Annotated in this window: 16 protein-coding genes; 8 read left to right on the top strand and 8 right to left on the bottom strand. The window is 72.9% G+C overall.

Annotated elements, in window-relative coordinates:
• The first annotated feature begins 133 nt into the window (after positions 1 to 133).
• The 3 genes from OYE22_RS32720 to OYE22_RS32710 all read left to right on the top strand — a co-directional run bounded on the left by OYE22_RS32720 (position 134) and on the right by OYE22_RS32710 (position 4,384).
• On the top strand, positions 134 to 1,378 hold the full coding sequence (locus tag OYE22_RS32720) for a phosphodiester glycosidase family protein (protein WP_277323818.1): 1,245 nt from the start codon (positions 134 to 136) through the stop codon (positions 1,376 to 1,378).
• A gap of 118 nt (positions 1,379 to 1,496) precedes the next feature.
• Complete coding sequence (locus tag OYE22_RS32715) at positions 1,497 to 2,909, top strand: family 2B encapsulin nanocompartment shell protein (protein ID WP_277323817.1); 1,413 nt, start codon at positions 1,497 to 1,499, stop codon at positions 2,907 to 2,909.
• Positions 2,910 to 2,980: 71 nt separating this feature from the next.
• Entirely contained in the window at positions 2,981 to 4,384 is a 1,404-nt protein-coding gene (locus OYE22_RS32710; RefSeq protein WP_277323816.1) for a family 2B encapsulin nanocompartment shell protein, read from the top strand.
• A 139-nt stretch (positions 4,385 to 4,523) separates the two neighbouring features.
• On the opposite strand, the gene OYE22_RS32705 is transcribed toward OYE22_RS32710, so the two are convergent.
• The 7 genes from OYE22_RS32705 to OYE22_RS32675 all read right to left on the bottom strand — a co-directional run bounded on the left by OYE22_RS32705 (position 4,524) and on the right by OYE22_RS32675 (position 12,744).
• On the bottom strand, positions 4,524 to 5,192 hold the full coding sequence (locus OYE22_RS32705; RefSeq protein WP_277323815.1) for an ATP-binding cassette domain-containing protein: 669 nt from the start codon (positions 5,190 to 5,192) through the stop codon (positions 4,524 to 4,526).
• Entirely contained in the window at positions 5,185 to 6,339 is a 1,155-nt protein-coding gene (locus OYE22_RS32700) for an ABC transporter ATP-binding protein (RefSeq protein ID WP_277323814.1), read from the bottom strand. Before OYE22_RS32700 ends, OYE22_RS32705 begins: the two co-directional genes overlap by 8 nt.
• A 32-nt stretch (positions 6,340 to 6,371) precedes the next feature.
• On the bottom strand, positions 6,372 to 7,271 hold the full coding sequence (locus OYE22_RS32695; RefSeq protein ID WP_277324433.1) for an ABC transporter permease: 900 nt from the start codon (positions 7,269 to 7,271) through the stop codon (positions 6,372 to 6,374).
• A gap of 16 nt (positions 7,272 to 7,287) precedes the next feature.
• Positions 7,288 to 8,253, bottom strand: coding sequence for an ABC transporter permease (locus OYE22_RS32690; protein WP_277324432.1), 966 nt, complete (start codon positions 8,251 to 8,253; stop codon positions 7,288 to 7,290).
• Between the two features lie 35 nt (positions 8,254 to 8,288).
• Positions 8,289 to 9,881, bottom strand: coding sequence for an ABC transporter substrate-binding protein (locus OYE22_RS32685; RefSeq protein WP_277323813.1), 1,593 nt, complete (start codon positions 9,879 to 9,881; stop codon positions 8,289 to 8,291).
• Positions 9,882 to 10,153: 272 nt separating this feature from the next.
• Positions 10,154 to 11,470, bottom strand: a complete 1,317-nt coding sequence (locus tag OYE22_RS32680; RefSeq protein ID WP_277323812.1) for an acyl-CoA dehydrogenase family protein — start codon at positions 11,468 to 11,470, stop codon at positions 10,154 to 10,156.
• Entirely contained in the window at positions 11,467 to 12,744 is a 1,278-nt protein-coding gene (locus OYE22_RS32675) for an acyl-CoA dehydrogenase family protein (RefSeq protein ID WP_277323811.1), read from the bottom strand. The genes OYE22_RS32680 and OYE22_RS32675 overlap by 4 nt, the downstream gene beginning before the upstream one ends.
• Positions 12,745 to 13,364: 620 nt before the next feature.
• On the opposite strand from OYE22_RS32675, the gene OYE22_RS32670 reads away from it, so the two are divergent.
• On the top strand, positions 13,365 to 14,657 hold the full coding sequence (locus tag OYE22_RS32670) for a transglycosylase family protein (RefSeq protein ID WP_277323810.1): 1,293 nt from the start codon (positions 13,365 to 13,367) through the stop codon (positions 14,655 to 14,657).
• Positions 14,658 to 14,977: 320 nt separating this feature from the next.
• On the opposite strand, the gene OYE22_RS32665 is transcribed toward OYE22_RS32670, so the two are convergent.
• Positions 14,978 to 15,310: a hypothetical protein gene (locus OYE22_RS32665; protein ID WP_277323809.1), complete on the bottom strand. Its 333-nt coding sequence runs from the start codon at positions 15,308 to 15,310 to the stop codon at positions 14,978 to 14,980.
• A gap of 476 nt (positions 15,311 to 15,786) precedes the next feature.
• Here OYE22_RS32665 and OYE22_RS32660 point away from each other — a divergent pair, with 476 nt between their 5' ends.
• From OYE22_RS32660 to OYE22_RS32645, 4 genes are all read left to right on the top strand, one after another.
• Positions 15,787 to 16,341 (top strand): DUF1697 domain-containing protein, encoded by a 555-nt coding sequence (locus OYE22_RS32660; protein ID WP_277324430.1) that lies wholly within the window; start codon positions 15,787 to 15,789, stop codon positions 16,339 to 16,341.
• Positions 16,338 to 17,492 (top strand): GDSL-type esterase/lipase family protein, encoded by a 1,155-nt coding sequence (locus OYE22_RS32655; protein WP_277323808.1) that lies wholly within the window; start codon positions 16,338 to 16,340, stop codon positions 17,490 to 17,492. The genes OYE22_RS32660 and OYE22_RS32655 overlap by 4 nt, the downstream gene beginning before the upstream one ends.
• 49 nt (positions 17,493 to 17,541) lie before the next feature.
• Complete coding sequence (locus OYE22_RS32650) at positions 17,542 to 18,399, top strand: hypothetical protein (protein WP_277323807.1); 858 nt, start codon at positions 17,542 to 17,544, stop codon at positions 18,397 to 18,399.
• A 195-nt stretch (positions 18,400 to 18,594) separates the two neighbouring features.
• On the top strand, positions 18,595 to 19,524 hold the full coding sequence (locus OYE22_RS32645; protein WP_277323806.1) for an ABC transporter ATP-binding protein: 930 nt from the start codon (positions 18,595 to 18,597) through the stop codon (positions 19,522 to 19,524).
• Positions 19,525 to 19,533 lie beyond the last annotated feature (9 nt).

Genomic DNA, 19,533 nt, shown 5'->3' with positions numbered 1-19,533 from the left:
GGCGCCCGACAGTGACGCGCGGAGAGTTCCGCAGGTGGTCGTCAGCCATTTCCCTGCCGTTCTGGGCCTCCGCCGCGCCGTGTGGGGATGCCTTCGGTAGCGATGGTTGGCCGAGGCAGGGAATGGGGCGAGCATGAGGGCACGGGTGAGTGGTGGGCGCGCGGCACTGGGCGTGGTGGTCGCCTGGTTGGCCCTGCTGGGCGGGGGGCTGGTCAGTGCGCCGGTGGCCGGCGCGGCCGATGCCGGGCCGCGCTTCACCCAGCGCGCGACGATCGCGCCCGGCGTGGAGTACCGGGAGTTCTCGGTCACCTCCTCACACGGCACGGCCTACGGGCACCTGCTCTCCATCGACCTGCGGACGCCGGGGCTCTCGCTCGACCTGGTCCATCCGGGTGCGGTGGGGGCGCGGGCGCCGCTGTCGCAACTCGCGGGCCGGCGGGGTGCCGTGGCCGCGGTCAACGGCGACTTCTTCAACATCAACGAGAACCAGCACCCGGGCGTCGAGGCGACCGGCGCGCCGGTGGGACCGGCGATCGCCGCGGGCCACCGGCTCAAGGGGGCCGTGCCACTGGGCCAGCGGTTCGGGCCCAAGCTGCCGCCGGGCACGGGCACCGAGGACGTCATCGCGGTCGGCAAGAACCGCACCGCGCGGCTCGACCGGCTGCGCCTGCGCGGCACGGTGCGCACGCCGCACGGCTCGTTGGCGTTGCGTGGCCTGAACCAGTACGCGCTGGCGGAGAACGGGATCGGGGCGTTCACCACGGCGTGGGGTCAGACCTCCCGGGTGCGGGCGACGTGTGGCACCGACACCGACCGTGGGGCGCCGTGCAGCAGCGACACGTACGAGGTGACGGTACGCAAGGGTCGGGTGAGTCAGGTGGCGACGACGCCGGGGCGGGGGCCGGTGGCCACGGACTCGGTGGTGCTGGTGGGGCGCGAGGCGGGCGCCGCGTCGTTGCGCGGGCTCAAGGTGGGTGACCGGGTGTCGGTGCGGCACGCGCTGACCGCCAGCCGACCGGGCCCGTTGGCCTTCGCGGTGGGCGGCTATCCAATCGCGCGCGGCCAGCGGCCGTTGGCGGGCCTGGACGACGCCACGCCGGCCGTGCGCTCGGCCGCCGGCATCGGCGCGGGCGGGCACCGCGTGTACCTGCTGTCGCTGGACGGCCGACCCGAATACCGCGCGGGGCTGACCATCGCCGAGTTGGCCGAACTGATGCTCGCCCTGGGCGCCGACGACGCGGTGAATCTCGACGGCGGAGGCTCGGCCACGATGGTGACGCGTGAACCGGGAACGCCAGGTCCGGCGGTGCGTAACAACCCGTCAGGGGGTGTTGAGCGAGCCATCCCCAATGGGATTGGAGTATTTACCGCGATTTAACTCATAGATTTATGCCACTCTTTCGAGTGAATGCGACCGCTAAAGTCCGCTGATACCTTCGGGACTGCCGCGGGGGTACCCCCTCCGCATGTCCGTTTCGGGGTTAGGTGACCATTTAATGACAACGTCAGTGGAATCGAGTTCAGCCGGTGCGGTGGGCCAGCAGTCGCAACTGAGCCTGAGCACGGAAGCCGCGCGGAATCTCGCCACGACGACCAAAACGATTCCGCAGATGCAGGGGATCACCTCGCGGTGGTTGCTGCGTGTGCTGCCGTGGGTTCCCGTGTCCAGCGGCGCGTACCGGGTCAACCGCAGGTTGAGCTACACGGTGGGCGACGGCCGGGTCACGTTCTCCAGCACGGGTTCCGAGGTGCGGGTCATCCCGCCGGAGCTGCGGGAGCTGCCGCTCCTGCGCGACCTCGGCGCGGACGCCGCGCTCACCGCGCTGGCCGACCGCTTCACGCAGCGCGACTTCACCCCGGGCGAGGTGCTGGTCGAGGCCGGCCAGAGCGCGGACCAGGTGGTGCTGATCGCGCACGGCAAGCTCAACAAGGTCGGCACCGGCAAGTACGGCGACGAGACCGTGCTCGGCGTGCTGGCCGACGGCGACCACGTGGGCGACGACGGGCTGGTGGGGCCCGAGCGGACCTGGCCCTTCGCGCTCAAGGCGCTGACCAGCGGAACGGTGCTCACCCTGAGTCGGGACTCGTTCCAGAGCCTGGTTGGCGAGGACGCCGAACTCCGCGCCCACGTCGAGCACTTCGTGAGCCAGGGCGAGCGGCCCCGCAACGCGCAGGGCGAGGCCGAGATCGCGGTGGCCGCGGGGCACGCGGGCGAGCCGGTGCTCGGTGGCACGTTCGTGGACTACGAGCTGGCGCCGCGCGAGTACGAACTCAGCGTCGCCCAGACCGTCCTACGCGTCCACACCCGCGTCGCCGACCTCTACAACGAACCCATGAACCAGGTCGAGGAGCAACTGCGCCTCACCGTCGAAGCGCTCCGCGAACGCCAAGAACACGAAATGATCAACAACCGCGACTTCGGCCTCCTGCACAACGCCGACCTCAGCCAGCGCATCCACACCCGCACCGGCCCGCCCACCCCCGACGACCTCGACGAGCTGCTAGCCACGGTGTGGAAGGACCCGGGCGTCATCCTGGCGCACCCGCGGGCCATCGCGGCCATCGGTCGGGAGTTCAACGCGCGGGGCATCTACCCGCAGAGCATCGACTACGGCGGCCACGCCGTGCCGGCCTGGCGCGGCGTGCCCGTGCTGCCGTGCAACAAGATCGGCGTCAGCGAGCGCGGCACCACCTCGATCCTCGTGATGCGTACCGGTCAGGAGAACCAGGGTGTGGTCGGCCTCCAGCCCACCGCGTTGCCCGACGAAATGCAGCCCGGCCTTTCCGTTCGCTTTATGGGAATTAGCGAGCAGGCCATCATGTCCTACCTCGTCAGCGCGTACTACTCCGCCGCCGTTCTCGTGCCGGACGCGCTCGGCATTCTCGAAGACGTGGAAATCGGCCGCTGAGCCGCCTCGCTCCACCATCTCCAGCGGTCACCTCCGGCATCGCGATGCCTTACGAAAGGTTGTTTTAAGAAATGACGACTTCCGCGGAAACGGGTTCGGCGGCAGGCGCCGAGCAGCAGCTCAGCCTGGGCACCGCAGCCGCCCGCAACCTGGCCACCACGACGAAGACCGTCCCGCAGATGCAGGGCATCTCGACGCGGTGGCTGCTGCGGGTGCTGCCCTGGGTGCAGGTCCAGGCGGGCACGTACCGGGTGAACCGGCGACTCACGTACACGGTCGGGGACGGCCGCGTCGAGTTCGTCACCACCGGCGCCGAGGTCCGGGTGATCCCGCCGGAGCTCGGCGAGCTGCCGCTGCTGCGCGGGTTCGCGGACTCCGCCGCCCTTGAGGCGCTCGCGGGCGCCTTCGAGCAGCGGGAGTACGACGCGGGAAGCGTGCTGGTCGAGGCGGGCCAGAGCGCGGACCAGGTGGTGCTGATCGCGCACGGCAAGCTCAACAAGCTCGGCACCGGCAAGTACGGCGACGAGACCGTGCTCGGCGTGCTGGCCGACGGCGACTACTTCGGCGACCGGGTGCCGGTGGACCAGGACGCCGTATGGGAGTACACGGTCAAGGCCGTCACCCGGTGCACGGTGCTCACGCTCTCCCGGCAGGCGTACCAGACCGTCGCCGAGCGGCACGCCGCGCTCACGGAGCACACCGAGGCGTTCGCATCCCGCCCCGAGCTGCCGACCAACCGGCGGGGTGAGGCGAACATCGCGGTGAGCTCCGGCCACTCGGGCGAGCCGGTGCTTGAGGGAACCTTCGTGGACTACGAGCTGGCGCCGCGCGAGTACGAACTCAGCGTCGCCCAGACCGTCCTGCGCGTCCACACCCGCGTCGCCGACCTCTACAACGAACCCATGAACCAGGTCGAGGAGCAACTGCGCCTCACCGTCGAAGCGCTCCGCGAACGCCAAGAACACGAAATGATCAACAACCGCGACTTCGGCCTCCTCCACAACGCCGACCTCAGCCAGCGCATCCACACCCGCACCGGCCCGCCCACCCCCGACGACCTCGACGAGCTGCTCTCGCGTCGGCGGAAGACGCAGTACCTGCTGGCCCACCCGCGGACCATCGCCGCGTTCGGCCGCGAGTGCAACAGTCGCGGGCTGTACCCGACGGGCGTGGACTTCATGGGGTCCTCGGTGCGGGCCTGGCGCGGGGTGCCGCTGCTGCCCTGCAACAAGATCCCGATCAGCGAGACGGGCACCAGCTCGATCCTCGCCATGCGCACCGGCGAGGCGGACCAGGGCGTCGTCGGCCTGCACCAGACGGGCATCCCGGACGAGTACCAGCCGAGCCTGAACGTCCGCTTCATGGGCATCAACGAGCAGGCGGTCTCGTCCTACCTGGTCAGCGCGTACTACTCCGCCGCCGTCCTGGTGCCGGACGCGCTGGGCATCCTGGAGGACGTCGAGATCGGCCTCTGAGCGGCTCGGACCGATCGACAGCGCTGGTAGCGACTGACATCGGCCGACACTGACCGTGTGGCCGCGGGGCCCGGGCGACGGCACCGGACCCCGCGGCCACACGTGTGCCCGCGGGCGCGTCGGGCGCCCCGGCCCTACGTCAGTCCGCGTCGGGGCCGGACAGCTCGGCCCAGCCGACGGTGCGGTCGCACCACCGGGTGAGCAGCGCGCGGTCGTGGCCCACGGCGAGCAGGCCCGCGCCGCTCTCGCGCCGGTACTCCTCCACCACGTGCACCAGCGCGGCGGTGGTGGACGCGTCGAGCATGGCGGTCATCTCGTCGCAGACCAGCCAGCGCGGGCGCAGGGCGAGCGCGCGGGCGAGGCAGGCGCGCTGCAACTGGCCGTCGCTGACCTCGTGCGGGCGGCGGGTCAGGAGGTCGTCGCCGAGGCCGACCCGGTTCGCCAACTCGCCGGTCCGCGCCACCGCTTCGCGGCCTCGGCCCGTGGCCCGCAGCGGTTCCGCGATCAGGTCGGCGAGCCGCAGTCGGGGATCGGCCGAGAGCCGTGGCTGCTGGAAGATCACCCCGTACGCGGTGCGTTGGGCGCGCGGCGCGCGGTGGCGCCAGCCACGGGCCACCTCACCGTCGAGCACCACGCGCCCCGCGTCGGGCCGGTGCAGCAGGGCCGCCACGCGGGCCAGGGTCGACTTGCCGCAGCCGCTGGGGCCGAGCAGCCCCACCGCCTCGCCGTCCGCGACGCGCAGCGAGACCCCGCGAACGACGGGTGAGCGCCGGTCGTAGCCGGCCGTGATGTCGCGCAGCTCAAGCATGGTGGGCCTCATCGGTGCGGGGCTCGGGCGCGCGCGGGGCGGCGGCGGTCGGCTGCTCCGGCCGCGCGGCGGGGAGCTGTGCGCGCGGTGGCGCGTGGTGGCAGGCCACGTCGTCCACGAGCGCGGGGAGCGCGGCGCACCGTTCGGTCGCCTGGTCACAGCGGGGGGCGAAGGCGCAGCCGGCCGGCAGGTCGCCGAGTTCCGGGGGCATGCCGGGGATGGGCGTGAAGGAGCGCTCGGGCAGGGCGTCGAGCAGCCGCCTGGCGTACGGGTGGCGGGGCCCCGGGTCGCCGAAGAAGTCGCGGGCGTCGGCGATCTCCACGATGCGGCCGGCGTACATCACGGCGACGCGGTCGGCGACGCGCTCCGCCGCGACCAGGTCGTGGGTGATCATGAGCAGCGCGCGAGCCCGGTGCTCGGTGCTCGCCGGTTCGGCGGCCTGCGTGGCGGCGGCCTTCTTGGCGATGGGCGGCTTGGCGGCGGGCGGCTTGGCGGCGGGCGTGGGGTCCTGGTGGGTCGGGGCCGCCTGGTGCGCCGGGGCCGGGGAGATGTGGCGGCGCAGTTCGTCCACCGTGCGCTCGACGAGGTCGCGGTCGAGTCCGGTGGTCGGCTCGTCCGCGAGCAGCAGCGCGGCGTCGCCCACCAGGGCCAGGGCCGTCGCCGCGCGCTGGGCGAGGCCGCCGGAGAGCTGGTGCGGGTAGCGGTCGAGGTGGTCGGCGGGGAACGCGGCCCGGTCCGCCGCTTCCCGCGCCGCGCGCCGCAACTGGGGCCGGCGCACCCCGGTCAGCTCCCGTACCGTCTCCTCCAACTGGGCGCGCACGGTGCGCACCGGGGTGAGGTGGGCGGAGGGGCTCTGCGGGACCAGGCCCACCCGGCGCCCACGGATGGCGCGGGAGAGCAGGCGCTCGTCGGCGGTCAGCAGCTCGACGGGGTCCGCGTCGGCCGAGCCGGCCAGGTGGGCCGTGCCGGCGGTCTCCGCGTTGCCCGGCAGCAGCCCGAGCAGCGCGGAGGCGAGCACGGACTTGCCGCAGCCGCTCTCCCCCACCAGGGCCAGGCACTCGCCGGGCCGCAGCGCGAAGGTGGCGTCAGAGACGGCGGCGACGTACCGGCCGCCGCGCATCCGGAAGCGGACCGAGAGACCGTCCATGGCGAGGACCGGGGTCGACCGGTCGGGGCCTGTCACAGCGTCAGCTCCGATCGACGGCGCGGGTTGATGCGTTCCCGCCAGGCGCCGGCGAGGCCCGCGATGGCCAGGGTGGGGATGATGATCAGCAGGCCCGGGAAGAGGGTGGGCCACCAGTCACCGGCCAGCAGTGAGCTGCGGGCGCTCTGCACCATGGCGCCCAGGCTGGCCTTGTGGCTGGGCAGGCCGAGGCCGAGGAAGGAGAGCGCGGACTCGTGCCAGATGGCGTGCGGCACCATCAGCACGGCGGCGAGTCCCGCCTGGGGCAGCACCGCGGGCAGCAGGTGGCGCACGGTCACACGCAGCCGCGACGCCCCGCCGGAGATGGCCGCCTCCACGTAGGGGCGGGCCCGCAGCGAGAGGAGTTCGGCGCGCACGATGCGGGCGGTGGACAGCCAGTGTGTCAGCGCCACCGAGATGACCACCGGCCAGACACCGGGTTGGAACATGGCCACGATGAAGATGCCGAGCAGCAGGTGCGGCACCGAGGAGAAGACGTCCACGAGCCGCATCACGACCCGGTCCACCCAGCCTCCGACGGCGCCGGCGAGCGCGCCGACGGCGGTGCCGATCACGGTGGCGGCCAGCGCCGCGACGACCCCGACCAGGAGCGAGACGCGCAGCCCGTACACGCAGCGCAGCAGCAGGTCGCGGCCGACGTCGTCGGTGCCGAAGGGGTGGTCGAGCGAGGGCGCGCGGAGCTTGTCGGCCAGGTGGACGGCCTGCTCGTCCAGCGGGAAGAACAGCGGCACGAACAGCACGGTCAGGACGACGATCGCGACGAGCCCGGCGCTGACGCGCACCCTCAGCGCGCGGCTGCCACGCCGCGCGCCGGCCTCCGACGTCCGCCAGCGCGGGGTGGGCGGGCCGGCCTCGACCGGGGTGGCGGGGGACATGGTGTCGTGCAGCGGGTCAGCCATCGAATCCCACCCGGGGGTCGGCGAGACCGTAGAGCAGGTCGGAGAGCAGGTTGCCGGCGAGCACCGCCACCGTGGCGAGCACGGTGAGGGCCGCGAGCAGCGGGAAGTCCACGCTGGTGGCGGCCTCGACGGTGGCGGAGGCGATGCCCGGCCAACTGAAGACGGTCTCGATCAGCAGGGCCCCGGTGATCAGCTCGGGGACGCGGGAGCCGACGAGGGTGAGTACCGGCAGCAGTCCCGAGCGCAGCGCGTGGCCGAAGAGGACGGTGCGCTCGCTGAGCCCGCGGGCGCGGGCTCCGCGCACGGGGTCCTCGTCCATCGCGTCGCCGACGCCCTGGCGCACGTAGAGCACGAACCACGGCAGTTGGGAGATGGCGAGCACGGCGGCCGGCAGGATCAGGTGGTGGGTGACCTGGCCCGCGGTGGCGACCTCGCTGGCGGTGTCGGTGAGTCCGCCGGCGGGCAGCGCGTCCAGCTTGAGGGCGAACAGCCACACGGCCAGCAGCCCGAGCCAGAACGGCGGTGCGGCCTCCAGCGTGTAGCAGACGAAGGTGATCGCGCGGTCGAACAGGCCGCCCCGGCGCCGGGCCGCGAGCACGCCGAGCACGGTGCCGCCGAGTACGGCGAGGGTGAAGGCGACCGCGCACAACAGCGTGGACCAGCCGATGCGCTCCGCGATGACCTGGGCGACGGGCTGCCGCAGCGAGCTTGAGTCGCCCAGGTCGCCGGTGACGGCCGAGGTCAGCCAGTCCCACCAGCGGACGGTGAACGGGTCGTCGGCGCCCAGGTTGGCGCGCAACTGGTCGAGGTTCTCCTGCGAGGCGGTGAGACCGGCGGTGCCGGCGTACGCCTTGACCGGGTCGAAGGGTGAGGCCGCCGCGATGGCGAAGACGCCGAAGGTCACGCAGAACAGCACGGGCACCGCGAACAGCGCCCGGCGCCCGACCAGCCGCGCCATCGGCAGCCACGGCAGGCCCGGGCGCCGGGTTTCCGTCACTTCTTGGGCCGCCAGTTCTCGACGTCCCACCACGGGCCGGAGGCCAGGCCGTGGTCGTGCGGCTCGACCTGGGTGGTCAGAGGCGCCCAGCGGTCGGCGAGGACGTAGAGGTGGTCGATGTGGGTGAGGAAGGTGTAGCCGGGGTCGTCGACCAGTTCGCGCTGGATGGTGTCGTACGCGGCCTTCCGCTTGGCCTTGTCGCCGCTGCGCCGGCCCTCGGTGAGCGCCTTGTCGACGTCCGGGTTGTCGTAGAAGGCCATGTTGTTGAAGCCGTCGCCGGCCAGGGCGGAGTTGAGCAGCGTGTACTGGTCGAAGTCGGGGTCGGCCGGGCTGCCGCCGCCCGCGAGAACCGCGTCCCGCTTCATCCGCGGCTCGATGACCTCCCAGGTGCCGGACTGCACCTTGATCTCGATGCCGGCCTTCTTGGCGTCGGAGGCGTAGGCCAGCGCGTGGTCCTGGCGGAGTTTGTCGCCGCTGAGGTACCAGAGCGTGAACGTGGCGCGCTTGCCGTTCTTCGCGCGGACGCCGCCCTTGCCCGCCTTCCAGCCCGCCTCGTCCAGGATGCGCTGGGCCGCCGCCAGGTCGTGCCGGCGCTCGGTGCCCTTGGTGAACCACTCGCTGTCGGTGGGCACCGGCCCGTAGGCCGCCTTGCCCGCGCCGTCCAGGATGCCGTCGACCATGGCCTGGCGGTCCACCGCCACGTCGAGCGCGCGGCGCACGGCGCGGTCGCCGGCCACCGGGTTGTCGCTGGGCAGCGTGACGGTGCGGTAGTCGTAGGTCTTGGCGGTCAGGGTGCGCAGGTCGTCGTCGCTCTTGAAGGTGGCGGCGAGGTTGGGCGGCAGGATGGCGCCGTCGAGGTCACCGGAGCGCAGCCGGGTGGCGCGCACGTCGTCGTCCTTGATGATCGCCATCGTGAACTTCTTGACCTTCGGCACGCCGCCCCAGTAGGTGGGGTTGGCCTTGAAGACGAGCTTCTCGCCCTTGCTCCAGCTACTGAGGAGGTAGGGCCCGGTACCGATGGGCTTGGTGGTGAAGGAGCCGGTGTTCACGTCCTGCTTGCTCGCCACGTGTTCCGGCGCGATGGGCAGCACGGTCCGCTCGGCGAACGGCGCGTACGGGTACTTGAGACGGAAGACGACCGTCTTGTCGTCCTTCTTCTCGACGCTCTTGATCGCGTCGAGTTCGGTCTTGGACGCGTTGTTGGTCTTCTTGTCGAGGATGGTCCGGTAGGTGAAGACCACGTCGTCCGCGGTGAACGGCTCGCCGTCGCTGAAGCGCACGCCGTCACGGAGGGTGTAGGTGTACGTCAGGCCGTCGCCGGAGACCTGCGGCAGCTTGGCCGCGAGAGCCGGCTTGAGCCGCATCTTCGCGTCGTGCGTCAGCAGCCCGTCGAAGATCTTGGAGTTGCCGTCCTTGCCGTAGCCGAGGAGCGGACTGAGCGTGTCGGGCTCGTACGCGATGCCGACGACCGCCGCGTCCTTGGGGCCGCCGCTCTTGCCGTTGTCCGGGGTGGAGCACGCTGCCGCGCCCACTGCCAGGACGCCCGCCGTCGTCGCGGCGGTCAGGGTCCGTATCGTCCGGGCTGTCATGCCCCACCTCTGTTGAAGATCAACCGTTACTGCGAAACGGTCGCAATTAAACAACATGTCGAAGCGAAGGCCCAGAGGGGGTGCACGCCTGGCCACACCACGCCATGGAACGGACGGTTTCGGACGGCTGACCCGCCGGCCCGTGGCCACCCACCGCCCGGGGCGGCGAGCGTGACCACCGGCCGGCGGCCGCCCGTGCGCCGGCCCGTCCCGTTTTGTCCCTCTGTCCTGTCGTGACTCCTGTCCTGCCCGAGGCGGTGTGGCCGGGCCGCTCAGGCGGGTGGGGCCGGCAGGTCGACGAGGTCGGCCAGCGCCTCCTGGTGGCGGCCCGGCGTGCCGAGGGCGATTTCGTCGCTCTTGGCGCGCTTGAGGTACAGGTGCGCGGGGTGTTCCCAGGTCATGCCGATGCCGCCGTGCAGTTGGACGCACTCCTGCGCGGCGTGCACCGCGACGCGTGCGGCGTGGGCCTGGGCGACGGCCACGGCGACCGGCGTGTCCGGGGCACCGGCAGCCAGGGCGTCCGCAGCGGCACGGGCCGCCGCGCGGGTCGAGACGAGGTCGAGCCAGATCCGGGCCATCCGGTGCTTGAGCGCCTGGAAGGAGCCGACCGGGCGGCCGAACTGGTGCCGTTCCCCGGTGTGGCGCACGGTCTCGGCCAGGCACCATTCGGCGAGCCCCAGCTGTTCGGAGGCCAGCAGCCCGGCCCCGGCCCGCAGCGCCCGGTCGATCGCCGCGCCGGCCGCCACGGGCCCGGCGACGCGGCGGGCCGGCGCGCCGTCCAGGCCGACCCGGGCGAGCGGGCGCGTCGGGTCCAGCGCGGTGGTCGGCTCCAGGCGGAGTCCCGGCGAGATGGCGGCGCCGGTGTCCACCGCGTAGAGGCCCGCGCCCGCCGGGCCGCGCGCCGGGACCAGCAGCACGGCGGCGGCGAGCGCGTCAGCGACGCTGGTGACCTCGCCGGTGAGGGTGGCGCGCGCGTCGGCCCGTACGGCGGCGGTGTCGGCCCGTACGGCGGTGGGGTGTGCCGTCCCGGGGGCGGTGGACAGTGGTACGGCGAGCACCCCGATCCGCTCCCCCGTGGCGAGCGCCGCGAGCAGTTCGGTGGCCACTACGGCATCGGCCTCCTCGGCCCGGCCGGCGGGCTGAGTCACTGTCGGCGGCGCGGCATCGGCGGGCGGGCCCGGCACGGCGGCGGACCCGTGGGACGCTGCCCCGTTGCTGACCCCGGCGCAGGCCAGCAGGGCTTCGGTGGCGATGACGGCACTGGTCAGGTACGGCACCGGGGCCACCGCGCGGCCCAACTCCTCCAGGACGACGGCGGCTTCCCGGGCACCGGCGCCCTGCCCGCCGAGCGCGTCGGGGACCAGGAGCCCGGCGAGGCCGAGGTCGGTGGCGAGGACCCGCCAGAGCCCGGCGTCGTACGCCCGGCCCGCGTCGATGTGCGCGAGCACGGCCCCCGTTGGCAGCCGGTCGGCGAGCAGCGCCCGTACGGCGGACCTCAGGTCCTCCTCGTGCTCGCGGTAGAGCAGGTCGGGGGCGTTGCTCGGGGCGGCCGGCCGGAGTGGCGTGGGGGCCGGGTCGGTGTGCGTCATCGGGGCAGGTCCTTCCAGGCGGCGTCCTTGTCGGCGCGCGGCTCGGGCGGCAGGCCGAGCACGCGTTCGGCGACGATGTTGAGCAGGATTTCGGAGGTGCCGCCCTCGATGGAGTTGCCCCTGGCCCGCAGGTAGCGGTAGCCGGCCTCGCGCGCCGTGAAGTCCACGAGGTCGGGCCGGCGCATGGTCCAGTCGTCGTACGCCAGGCCCGCCTCGCCCATCAGCTCCACCTCCAGGCCGCTGATCTCCTGGTTCAGCCGGGCGAAGGCCAGCTTCATGGCCGACCCTTCGGGACCCGGCTGGCCGACGGCGAGTTGCTGGCCCAGCCGCTGACCGGCGTACCGGGCGGCCTCGGCCTCCACCCACAGCCGCAACAGGCGCTGGTGCAGGTCGTGCGTGCGCAGCTCGGGGTGGTCGCGCCAGGCGCGCGCGGCGACGCCGATCATGCCGTGCTCGCGGGGCACGCTGCCGCCACCGATGGCCACCCGCTCGTTCATCAGCGTGGTCTGCGCGACCCGCCAACCCTCCCCCACGGCGCCCAGGCGCCGGTCGTCGGGGATACGCACGCCGGTGAGGAAGACCTCGTTGAACTCGGCCTCGCCGGTGAGTTGGCGCAGCGGGCGCACTTCGACCCCGGGGTCGGTCATGTCGCAGATGAAGTAGGTGATGCCACGGTGCTTGGGGAGATCGGGGTCGGTGCGGGCGATGAGGATGGCCCAGCGCGCGAGATGGGCCTGGGAGGTCCACACCTTCTGCCCGTCGACGATCCACTCCCCCGCCCGCGCGCCGTCCGCGAGGGTGTCCCGGTCGCCGCCCGGGGCCGGGACGTAGACCGCGCGGGTGCCGAGCGCGGCGAGGTCGGAACCGGCGCCGGGTTCGCTGAAGAGTTGGCACCACACCTCCTCGCCCGTCCACAGCGGGCGCAGCAGCCGGCGCTGTTGCTCCTCGGTGCCGTAGTGCAGGATGGTCGGAGCGGCCATGCCGAGGCCGATGCCGATACGGCGCGGGTCGTTGTCGGGGGCGCCCGCGGCGGCGAGTTCGGCGGTGACCAGGCTCTGCAGCGCGCGCGGCGCGCCGAGGCCGCCGAGCCCAACCGGATAGTGCACCCAGGCGAGTCCGGCGTCGAACTGGGCGCGCAGGAAGTCGATCCGCGCGGTGGTGGTCGGGTCGTGCGTGGCGAGCAACTGGCGCACCGCTCGCCGCACTTCGGCCGCGTCCACCGGCTCGGTCGGCGCGGCGTCCGCGGCTTCGGGGCTGGTCTCTGCGCGGCTCATCGGGTCCGCGCCAGACCGAGGGTCGGAACGCCGCGAACCGCTCCGCGCACGGCCTGCCGCGGTGCCGGACCGGCCAGGCGGCGACCCGGGCGCCGGGGCCCGGCAGGCAGATTGGAGCGCGCGGCCCGGAGCGCTGGCAGCGTCGCGCCCGGCTCGGGTAATGCCTGTGGTGCCCTACCGGGGCGCGGCTCGCCGCTCCCGTACACCCGCCGTGCTCGCATTCGCTGGCCTCCCGCGATCGGTCGATGGGCAGGCGGGCACGAGGGACCGCCCGAGCGCAGACTAACCAGTCGGTACGGCTCGGAAACAGCGCTTCGTCGTGACGAACGTGGCGCGCGAACTCCCCACCCACTCCACACCACCCCGGCAGTGCACCACCGCCGGCTTGTTACCCAGCCTCCATCAGCCAACAGGCGCTGACCTGGTACGTGTTCGACGCCCTGCGACGGCCAGCGGACGCGGTCTGCCGTCGCGCGCTGCGGCGTCTCCGACCACGGCGCGAGAAGGGCGCGCGACGTAGCGAAACGGTGGGCCAATGCCCTCTTGTAGCGGGTTCGGTGGCGGCCCTACGCTGTGGCGCGCCGAACACCCGTCCACGGGTGCAGCGAGAGGAACGCGCTATGTCCGTACGTGGTCGCCATCGCCGCCACCAGCCCAACCGGGTCTCCCGTGCGTCGCTCACCGTCACCGCCAGTGGCGCGGGGATGGCCCTGCCGCTCATCGCGGCGGCCGGTGCGAGCGCCGCCTCCCAGGAAGCCTGGGACAAGGTGGCCCGATGCGAGAGCACCAACAACTGGGACATCAACACGGGCAACGGCTACTACGGCGGGCTCCAGTTCTCGCAGAGCACCTGGCAGGAGTACGGCGGCGCCGCCTACGCGCCGCGCGCTGACCTGGCCACGCGGGAGCAGCAGATAGCGGTCGCCGAGAAGGTGTTGGCCGCCCAGGGCCCGCAGGCCTGGCCCAACTGCTCCGGCTCCGTCCTGACGCGAGGCGACGCGCTGCCCCAGGCCAAGTCCGCCCCCGCGACGACGGGGCAGGTCACGACGGCGGCCGGGAAGCAGCGCAAGGTCGAGACGACCCCCACCTCACTGCCCGGCCGCGGCCCCAAGGCCGGCCCGTACGTGGTGGTGAACGGCGACACGCTCTCGGGCATCGCCAACGAGCACGATGTGCGCGGGGGTTGGCGGGGGCTGTACGAGGCCAACCGGCCGACCATCGGCCAGGACCCGGACCTGATTCTGCCGGGTCAGCGGCTGTCCCTGAAAGGCGGCTCGGCGGCGCCGGCCCAACCCAAGCGCCCGCAGGCCAAGACGCCGCCCACGACGCGGCCGAAGCCCGCGCCGAAGGCGCCCGAGCGGCCCTCGGTGAAGCCGCGCCCCAAGGACGACAGTCGCCAGCAGGTGAGCAAGCCAGCGCCCAAGCCGACCCAGAAGCCGGCGCCTAAGCCGCGGCACAAGCCGGAGCGCGTGCCGGAGCAGCGGAAGCGGCCGGCCCCCGCGACCGGCGGCTACACCGCGCCGGTCAGCGGCGTGGGCGTCACCACCGGGTACCGCGTGGCGGGTTCGAGCTGGTCCCGTGGCTACCACACGGGCGTGGACTTCCCGGTGTCGATCGGCACCTCGGTCAGGGCGGTCGGCCCGGGCACCGTCGTCTCCTCCGGCTGGGGTGACGCGTACGGGTACCAGGTCGTGATCCGGCACGCGGACGGCAAGTACAGCCAGTACGCCCACCTCTCACAGATCGCGGTGCGCGAGGGGCAACCCGTCAGCGGCGGACAGCGCATCGGCCGTTCCGGCTCCACCGGCAACAGCACCGGCCCCCACCTCCACTTCGAGATCCGCACCGGGCCCGGCTATGGCTCGGACATCAACCCGGTGGCGTATCTCAGAGCGCACGGGGTGAGCATCTAGAGGCATGAGTCGGATGTTCCGGCGGGCACGGGCGGCCTTCCCGTGCCCGACCGGCTGTCCTTGTGGTCCGGCCGCTCGTTCCGGGGGTCTGAATGTGATGTAACCGTCGGGACGCCTCTCAGGCTTGGCCGCATAGGGGTTGAGTGGCCCGTCCCCGTCGGGGAACAGCAGCGGTCCGTTCACGGCGCGCTCACCGTATAGGCGAGCGGGTCGCACGGCGCCCCGCCATGCCCCAGTCGACTTCACGCCCCTTACGGGACGGCTCTTAGCCGGAAGCTCGGCGCCCGGAACGCCCTACAGGTCTGCCGGGCGCCGAGCCGTCACGAAAGACGCTCCCCCATGGCCGCAGATCGACGTTCACGATCCTTGGTATGCCACCACTCGAAGAGGTGGATACGGATCATGTTGGCAACTGATCTCACCACATGCGGAGCCGGGGCGCCGTTGAAAAGGATGCTGTCGGAGTTGTCCCGGGGAAGACGAACTCTCCACCGCTCGCCGTACGCCAGCAGTTCCAGCACTACATCGAAACTGCGGCCTCGCGAAACAACCTCGATCTCCTGTACGTCAAGTGTCGCGGAGGAGTCGTCCAACTGCCCCATCAAGTGAGGCAAGAGAAGGTTGCGAACTCGTTGCCCGTCGTCAGTTGACATATGAGAGTCCTAGCAAAGTGCCTCTTCCTCTGCCAACCTATTCGGTTTGTAGGCCGTGACGATGCCTTGCGGATCGCTCTTAGGGTTCTTCCCGTCTTCGCCATGGTGGCCTGACTCTTGCCCTTGCAGTTGACGGCTGCCGCAGCGAGGGGTTCTGGCGGTTCCGTGTCAGCCGGTGCGGGCGGCAGCAGCGGCTCTTCCTCGGTCAGCACGCTCCATCCTGGTCCAGGCACGCCGACCACGACTCCTGCCGCAGCGACTCCAGCTTCTTCCCTGCCAAGTGGCCCTGGCCCCCAGGGGCTTCGCGGCAGGGAGTCCGAGACCTTCATCGCTACCCCGGCCCGGGTCCGCACGGCGCGGCGAGCCCGAGCTGGGCGTCGCGTCCGACCGTACCGCTCGCCACCGGGCCCGCGAGTGCCCGCCCGCGCCGACTGTCACCGGTCACTGTCAGTGGTCGCGGTTACGGTTGGCCCGTGATGAGATACGTGGCGCTGTTGCGCGGCATCAACGTGGGTGAGCACCGCGGCGTTCCCATGGCCACCCTGCGGGAGTTGCTCGCTGACCTGGGGTGTGAGGAGGTGCGCACCTATCTGCGGAGCGGCAACGCGGTGTTCGTCCCGCCCACGGGTTGTGCGGGCCCGGACGCGTTGGGCGAGGCGCTGGAGCGGGCCATCGCCGAGCGACTCTCGCTCGATGTGCGCGTGCTCGTCCACGAGGGTGACGAACTGTGCCGCGTCGCCGCGCGGAACCCCTTCCCCGGCCGCGACATCGACCCCGCCCAACTGCTGGTCACCTTCCTCTCCGGACCGGTGGACCGCGCGCGGCTGGCCGACCTCGACCCGGCCGCGTACGCACCGGACCAGTTCCACGTCGGCGAGCGCGAGATCTACGTGCACTGCCCGGGCGGGGTGCGGCGGTCCAGGCTCACCCAGGCGCTGTGGGAGAAGCGGCTGGGCCTGTTCGGCACCGCCCGCAACGCGAACACGGTGCGCGCGCTCGCCGCGATGGTGGCCCTGGACGAGCCGCGATGAGCGGGCCCGCCGCGCGGTCGCTCGCCCACGACGACCCGCTGTTGCGCTACCGGGGCGCGGTCTCCCTTGAGCGCACCCCGCATTGGACCGCGCCCTGGCGGCTGCCGTACGAGGAGGCCGCGCTGCACCTGCCGGAGGGCGGGGTCGGGCGGGCCGCGATGCCGTCGGGGGTGCGCGTCACGCTGCGCACCGACAGCCCCTGGCTGCACTGTCGGTACCAGGCCGACCCGGCGCCACGGCTGGCGGGCCCGCCCGAGCGCGCCCGCCTGGACGTGCTGCGTGACGGGCGGCTCGTGGCGTCGGTGGCGCTGGAGACGCACGGCCGGGACGCGGAGTTCCGCGTGTCGGAACTGGCGGCGGCGCCCGGACCCACGCGGAGCGCGCCGGCCGGGCCGCCGCCGGTCGTGGAGTTGTGGCTGCCGTACTACCACCGGTTCCGGCTGCGCGGCCTCACTCTTGCCGCGGGCGCGACGGTGGCGGCCGACCCGCCCGGCGACCGACCGCGCTGGGTGCACTACGGCAGCTCCATATCGCTGGGCCGCGGCGCGCACTCGCCCAGTCGCACCTGGCCGGCGTTGGTGGCGCGGCGGGCCGGCTGGGACCTGACCTCGTTGGCACTGGGTGCGGGGTGTTACCTCCAGCCGATGACCGCGCGGCTGATGCGAGACCTGCCAGCGGAGTTGCTCACCATCTGCGTCGGCATCAACGTCCACACCCTCGGCACGCACAGCGGCGCGTCGCTGACGGCCGCCCTGATCGGCTTCGTACGCACCGTGCGCGACGGCCATCCGGACACGCCGTTCGGCGTGATGTCCACCATCGTCGCCCCCGACCGTGAGGAGGTGGCCGGACCGTCGGGCCTGACGGTCCGGGAGAGCCGCGAGCGGGTGCGGCAGGCGGTACGGATACTGCGCGAGCACGGTGACAGTCGGCTGCACTACCTGCACGGGCCGCGGGTGTTCGGGCCGAGCTGCGTGCCGCTGCTGCTCGAACCCGAGGGCACGGACCGACTGCATCCGTCGCCGGCCGGTCATCCGGTCCTCGCCGGGCGGTTCCTGACCCTGCTGCGCCGCACGGCCTGCGTGCCGGAGCCGACGCGGGCACACCGCCCCGGGGCCACCCCGGCGGCCCGCGCGGGAGGCTCCCCGTGACGGGGGCAGAACGCGCCCCCTACCCGAGAAAGGCAAGGAAGGTGGAGACATGACCGAGCCGGAACGGATCGCCGGCACCCTGTGGCCCCTCATCGAGCCGCTGCACGCCGTGAGCTACTTCGCGCCCGACGCGCACGCCGGGTTCAACGCCGCCGGCCTGGAGGGGTTCTGGCCGGGCTACTTCGCGGGCCGGGCGGCACCGCTCGGCGCGGTGGGGCCCGAGCCGATCACGGCCGCGTTCTTCACCTTCGCGCCGACCATGGTGGCCAGGGCGCTGCCCGCGGTATGGCAGACGGTTCCGCCACGGCGGGCGCTGGAGTTGCGGCAGGCCGGCGCGGTCACGGCGCTGCGGCGCCTGCTGGCCGGCCAGGAAGCGGCGGCCGAGCGGGCGGCCGATGAGCTTGTCGCGATAGCGGCCCGGCTCGACTGCGCGGGGCGCGTGTTGGCCGCCGCGAACACCGCGCTACCGCTGCCGGACGAGCCGTTGGCCCGGCTCTGGCACGCGGCGACGCTGCTGCGCGAGCACCGGGGCGACGGGCACGTGGCGGCGCTGGTGGCGGCGGGGTTGGACGGCTGCGAGGTGCTCGTCCTGCGCGCGGGGACCGACCTGCCGCGCTCCGAGCTTCAGCCGTACCGGGGATGGACCGACGAGGAGTGGGCCGCGGCGTCCGAGCGACTGGGCGGGCGCGGCCTGCTGACCTCGGCCGGCGCGACGACGGAGCGGGGCCGGCAGGCGCTGCGCGAGATCGAGCAGACCACCAACCGGGCGGCCGCGCGCCCCTGGCGGGACGCGGGCGCCGCCGTCCCCGAGCGGCTGATACCGCTGCTCACGCCCCTGGCCCGAGCGTGTGCGACCGCGCTGCGGTTCCCCAACCCCATCGGCCTGCCCGCCCCTGACCGGACGTAGCCGCACTGGCACCGCCCATCCACCGCCCAGCCCATAACCCAGCCCGCCGGCGGCCGTACGCGCGGACCGCCGACGCGGGTCCCGGGCCGGTGCGCCCACCGGGCCCGCGCCCGGGGCCCGACATGACAGATGTCATTCGGCCTCGTGACAGACCCGCACTGCTACCGGGCCCGGTGCGCCGGAACGCTGGACCACATGGAAACAGTCATCGAAACCGCGGACCTGCGGCGCCGTTATCGGGGCTTCGAGGCCGTGCGCGGCATCGACCTCACCGTCGCGCGTGGTGAGCTCTTCGCCCTCCTGGGCACCAACGGCGCCGGGAAGACCTCCACCCTCGAACTCCTGGAGGGGCAGGCCGCCCCCGCCGCCGGATCCGTGCGCGTGCTCGGCCGTGACCCGTACCGCGAACGCGCCACCGTCCGGCCCCGCATCGGCGTGATGCTGCAGGAGGGCGGGTTCCCGACGGAGTTGACGGTGGTCGAGACCGCGCGGATGTGGGCGGGCTGCACCAGCGGTGCCCGCCCCGTGGACGAGGCTCTGGAGACCGTGCGCCTGGCCGGGCGCGGGAAGGTACGGGTCAAGCAACTCTCCGGCGGCGAGCGCCGCCGCCTGGACCTCGCGCTCGCCCTGCTGGGGCGGCCGGAGGTGCTGTTCCTCGACGAGCCGACGACGGGCCTGGACGTGCAGTCCCGCCGCGACACCTGGGAGCTGATCAGCGAGCTGACGGAACAGGGCACGACGGTGTTGCTCACCACGCACTACCTGGAGGAGGCGGAGCATCTGGCCGACCGGTTGGCGATCATGCACGAGGGGTTGATCGCCACCTCGGGCCGGGTGTCCGACGTGGTCGCCGAGCGGCCCGCGCGGATCAGCTTCGAACTGCCGCCGGACCGCTTCCTGGGCGAGCTGCCGCCGCTCGCGCCACTGGGCGTGACCGGGCACGAGTCGGCCGGCCCGCAGGTGAGGCTGGAGACCGTCGACCTGCAGCGCACGGCGACGGCGCTGCTGTCGTGGGCCCGGGACGAGGGTGTGGAACTGCGCGGTCTCGACGCCCGCTCGGCGACGCTGGAGGAGGCGTTCATGGCGATCGCGCGGGGCCTGGAGAGCGAGGAAGCACGGTGCTGACGTCGGCGA

This window comes from Streptomyces sp. 71268, assembly GCF_029392895.1.
Taxonomy (GTDB): domain Bacteria; phylum Actinomycetota; class Actinomycetes; order Streptomycetales; family Streptomycetaceae; genus Streptomyces.
The sequence above is the reverse complement of the archived record's forward strand: the minus strand, read 5'-3'. Positions and strand labels throughout refer to the sequence as shown.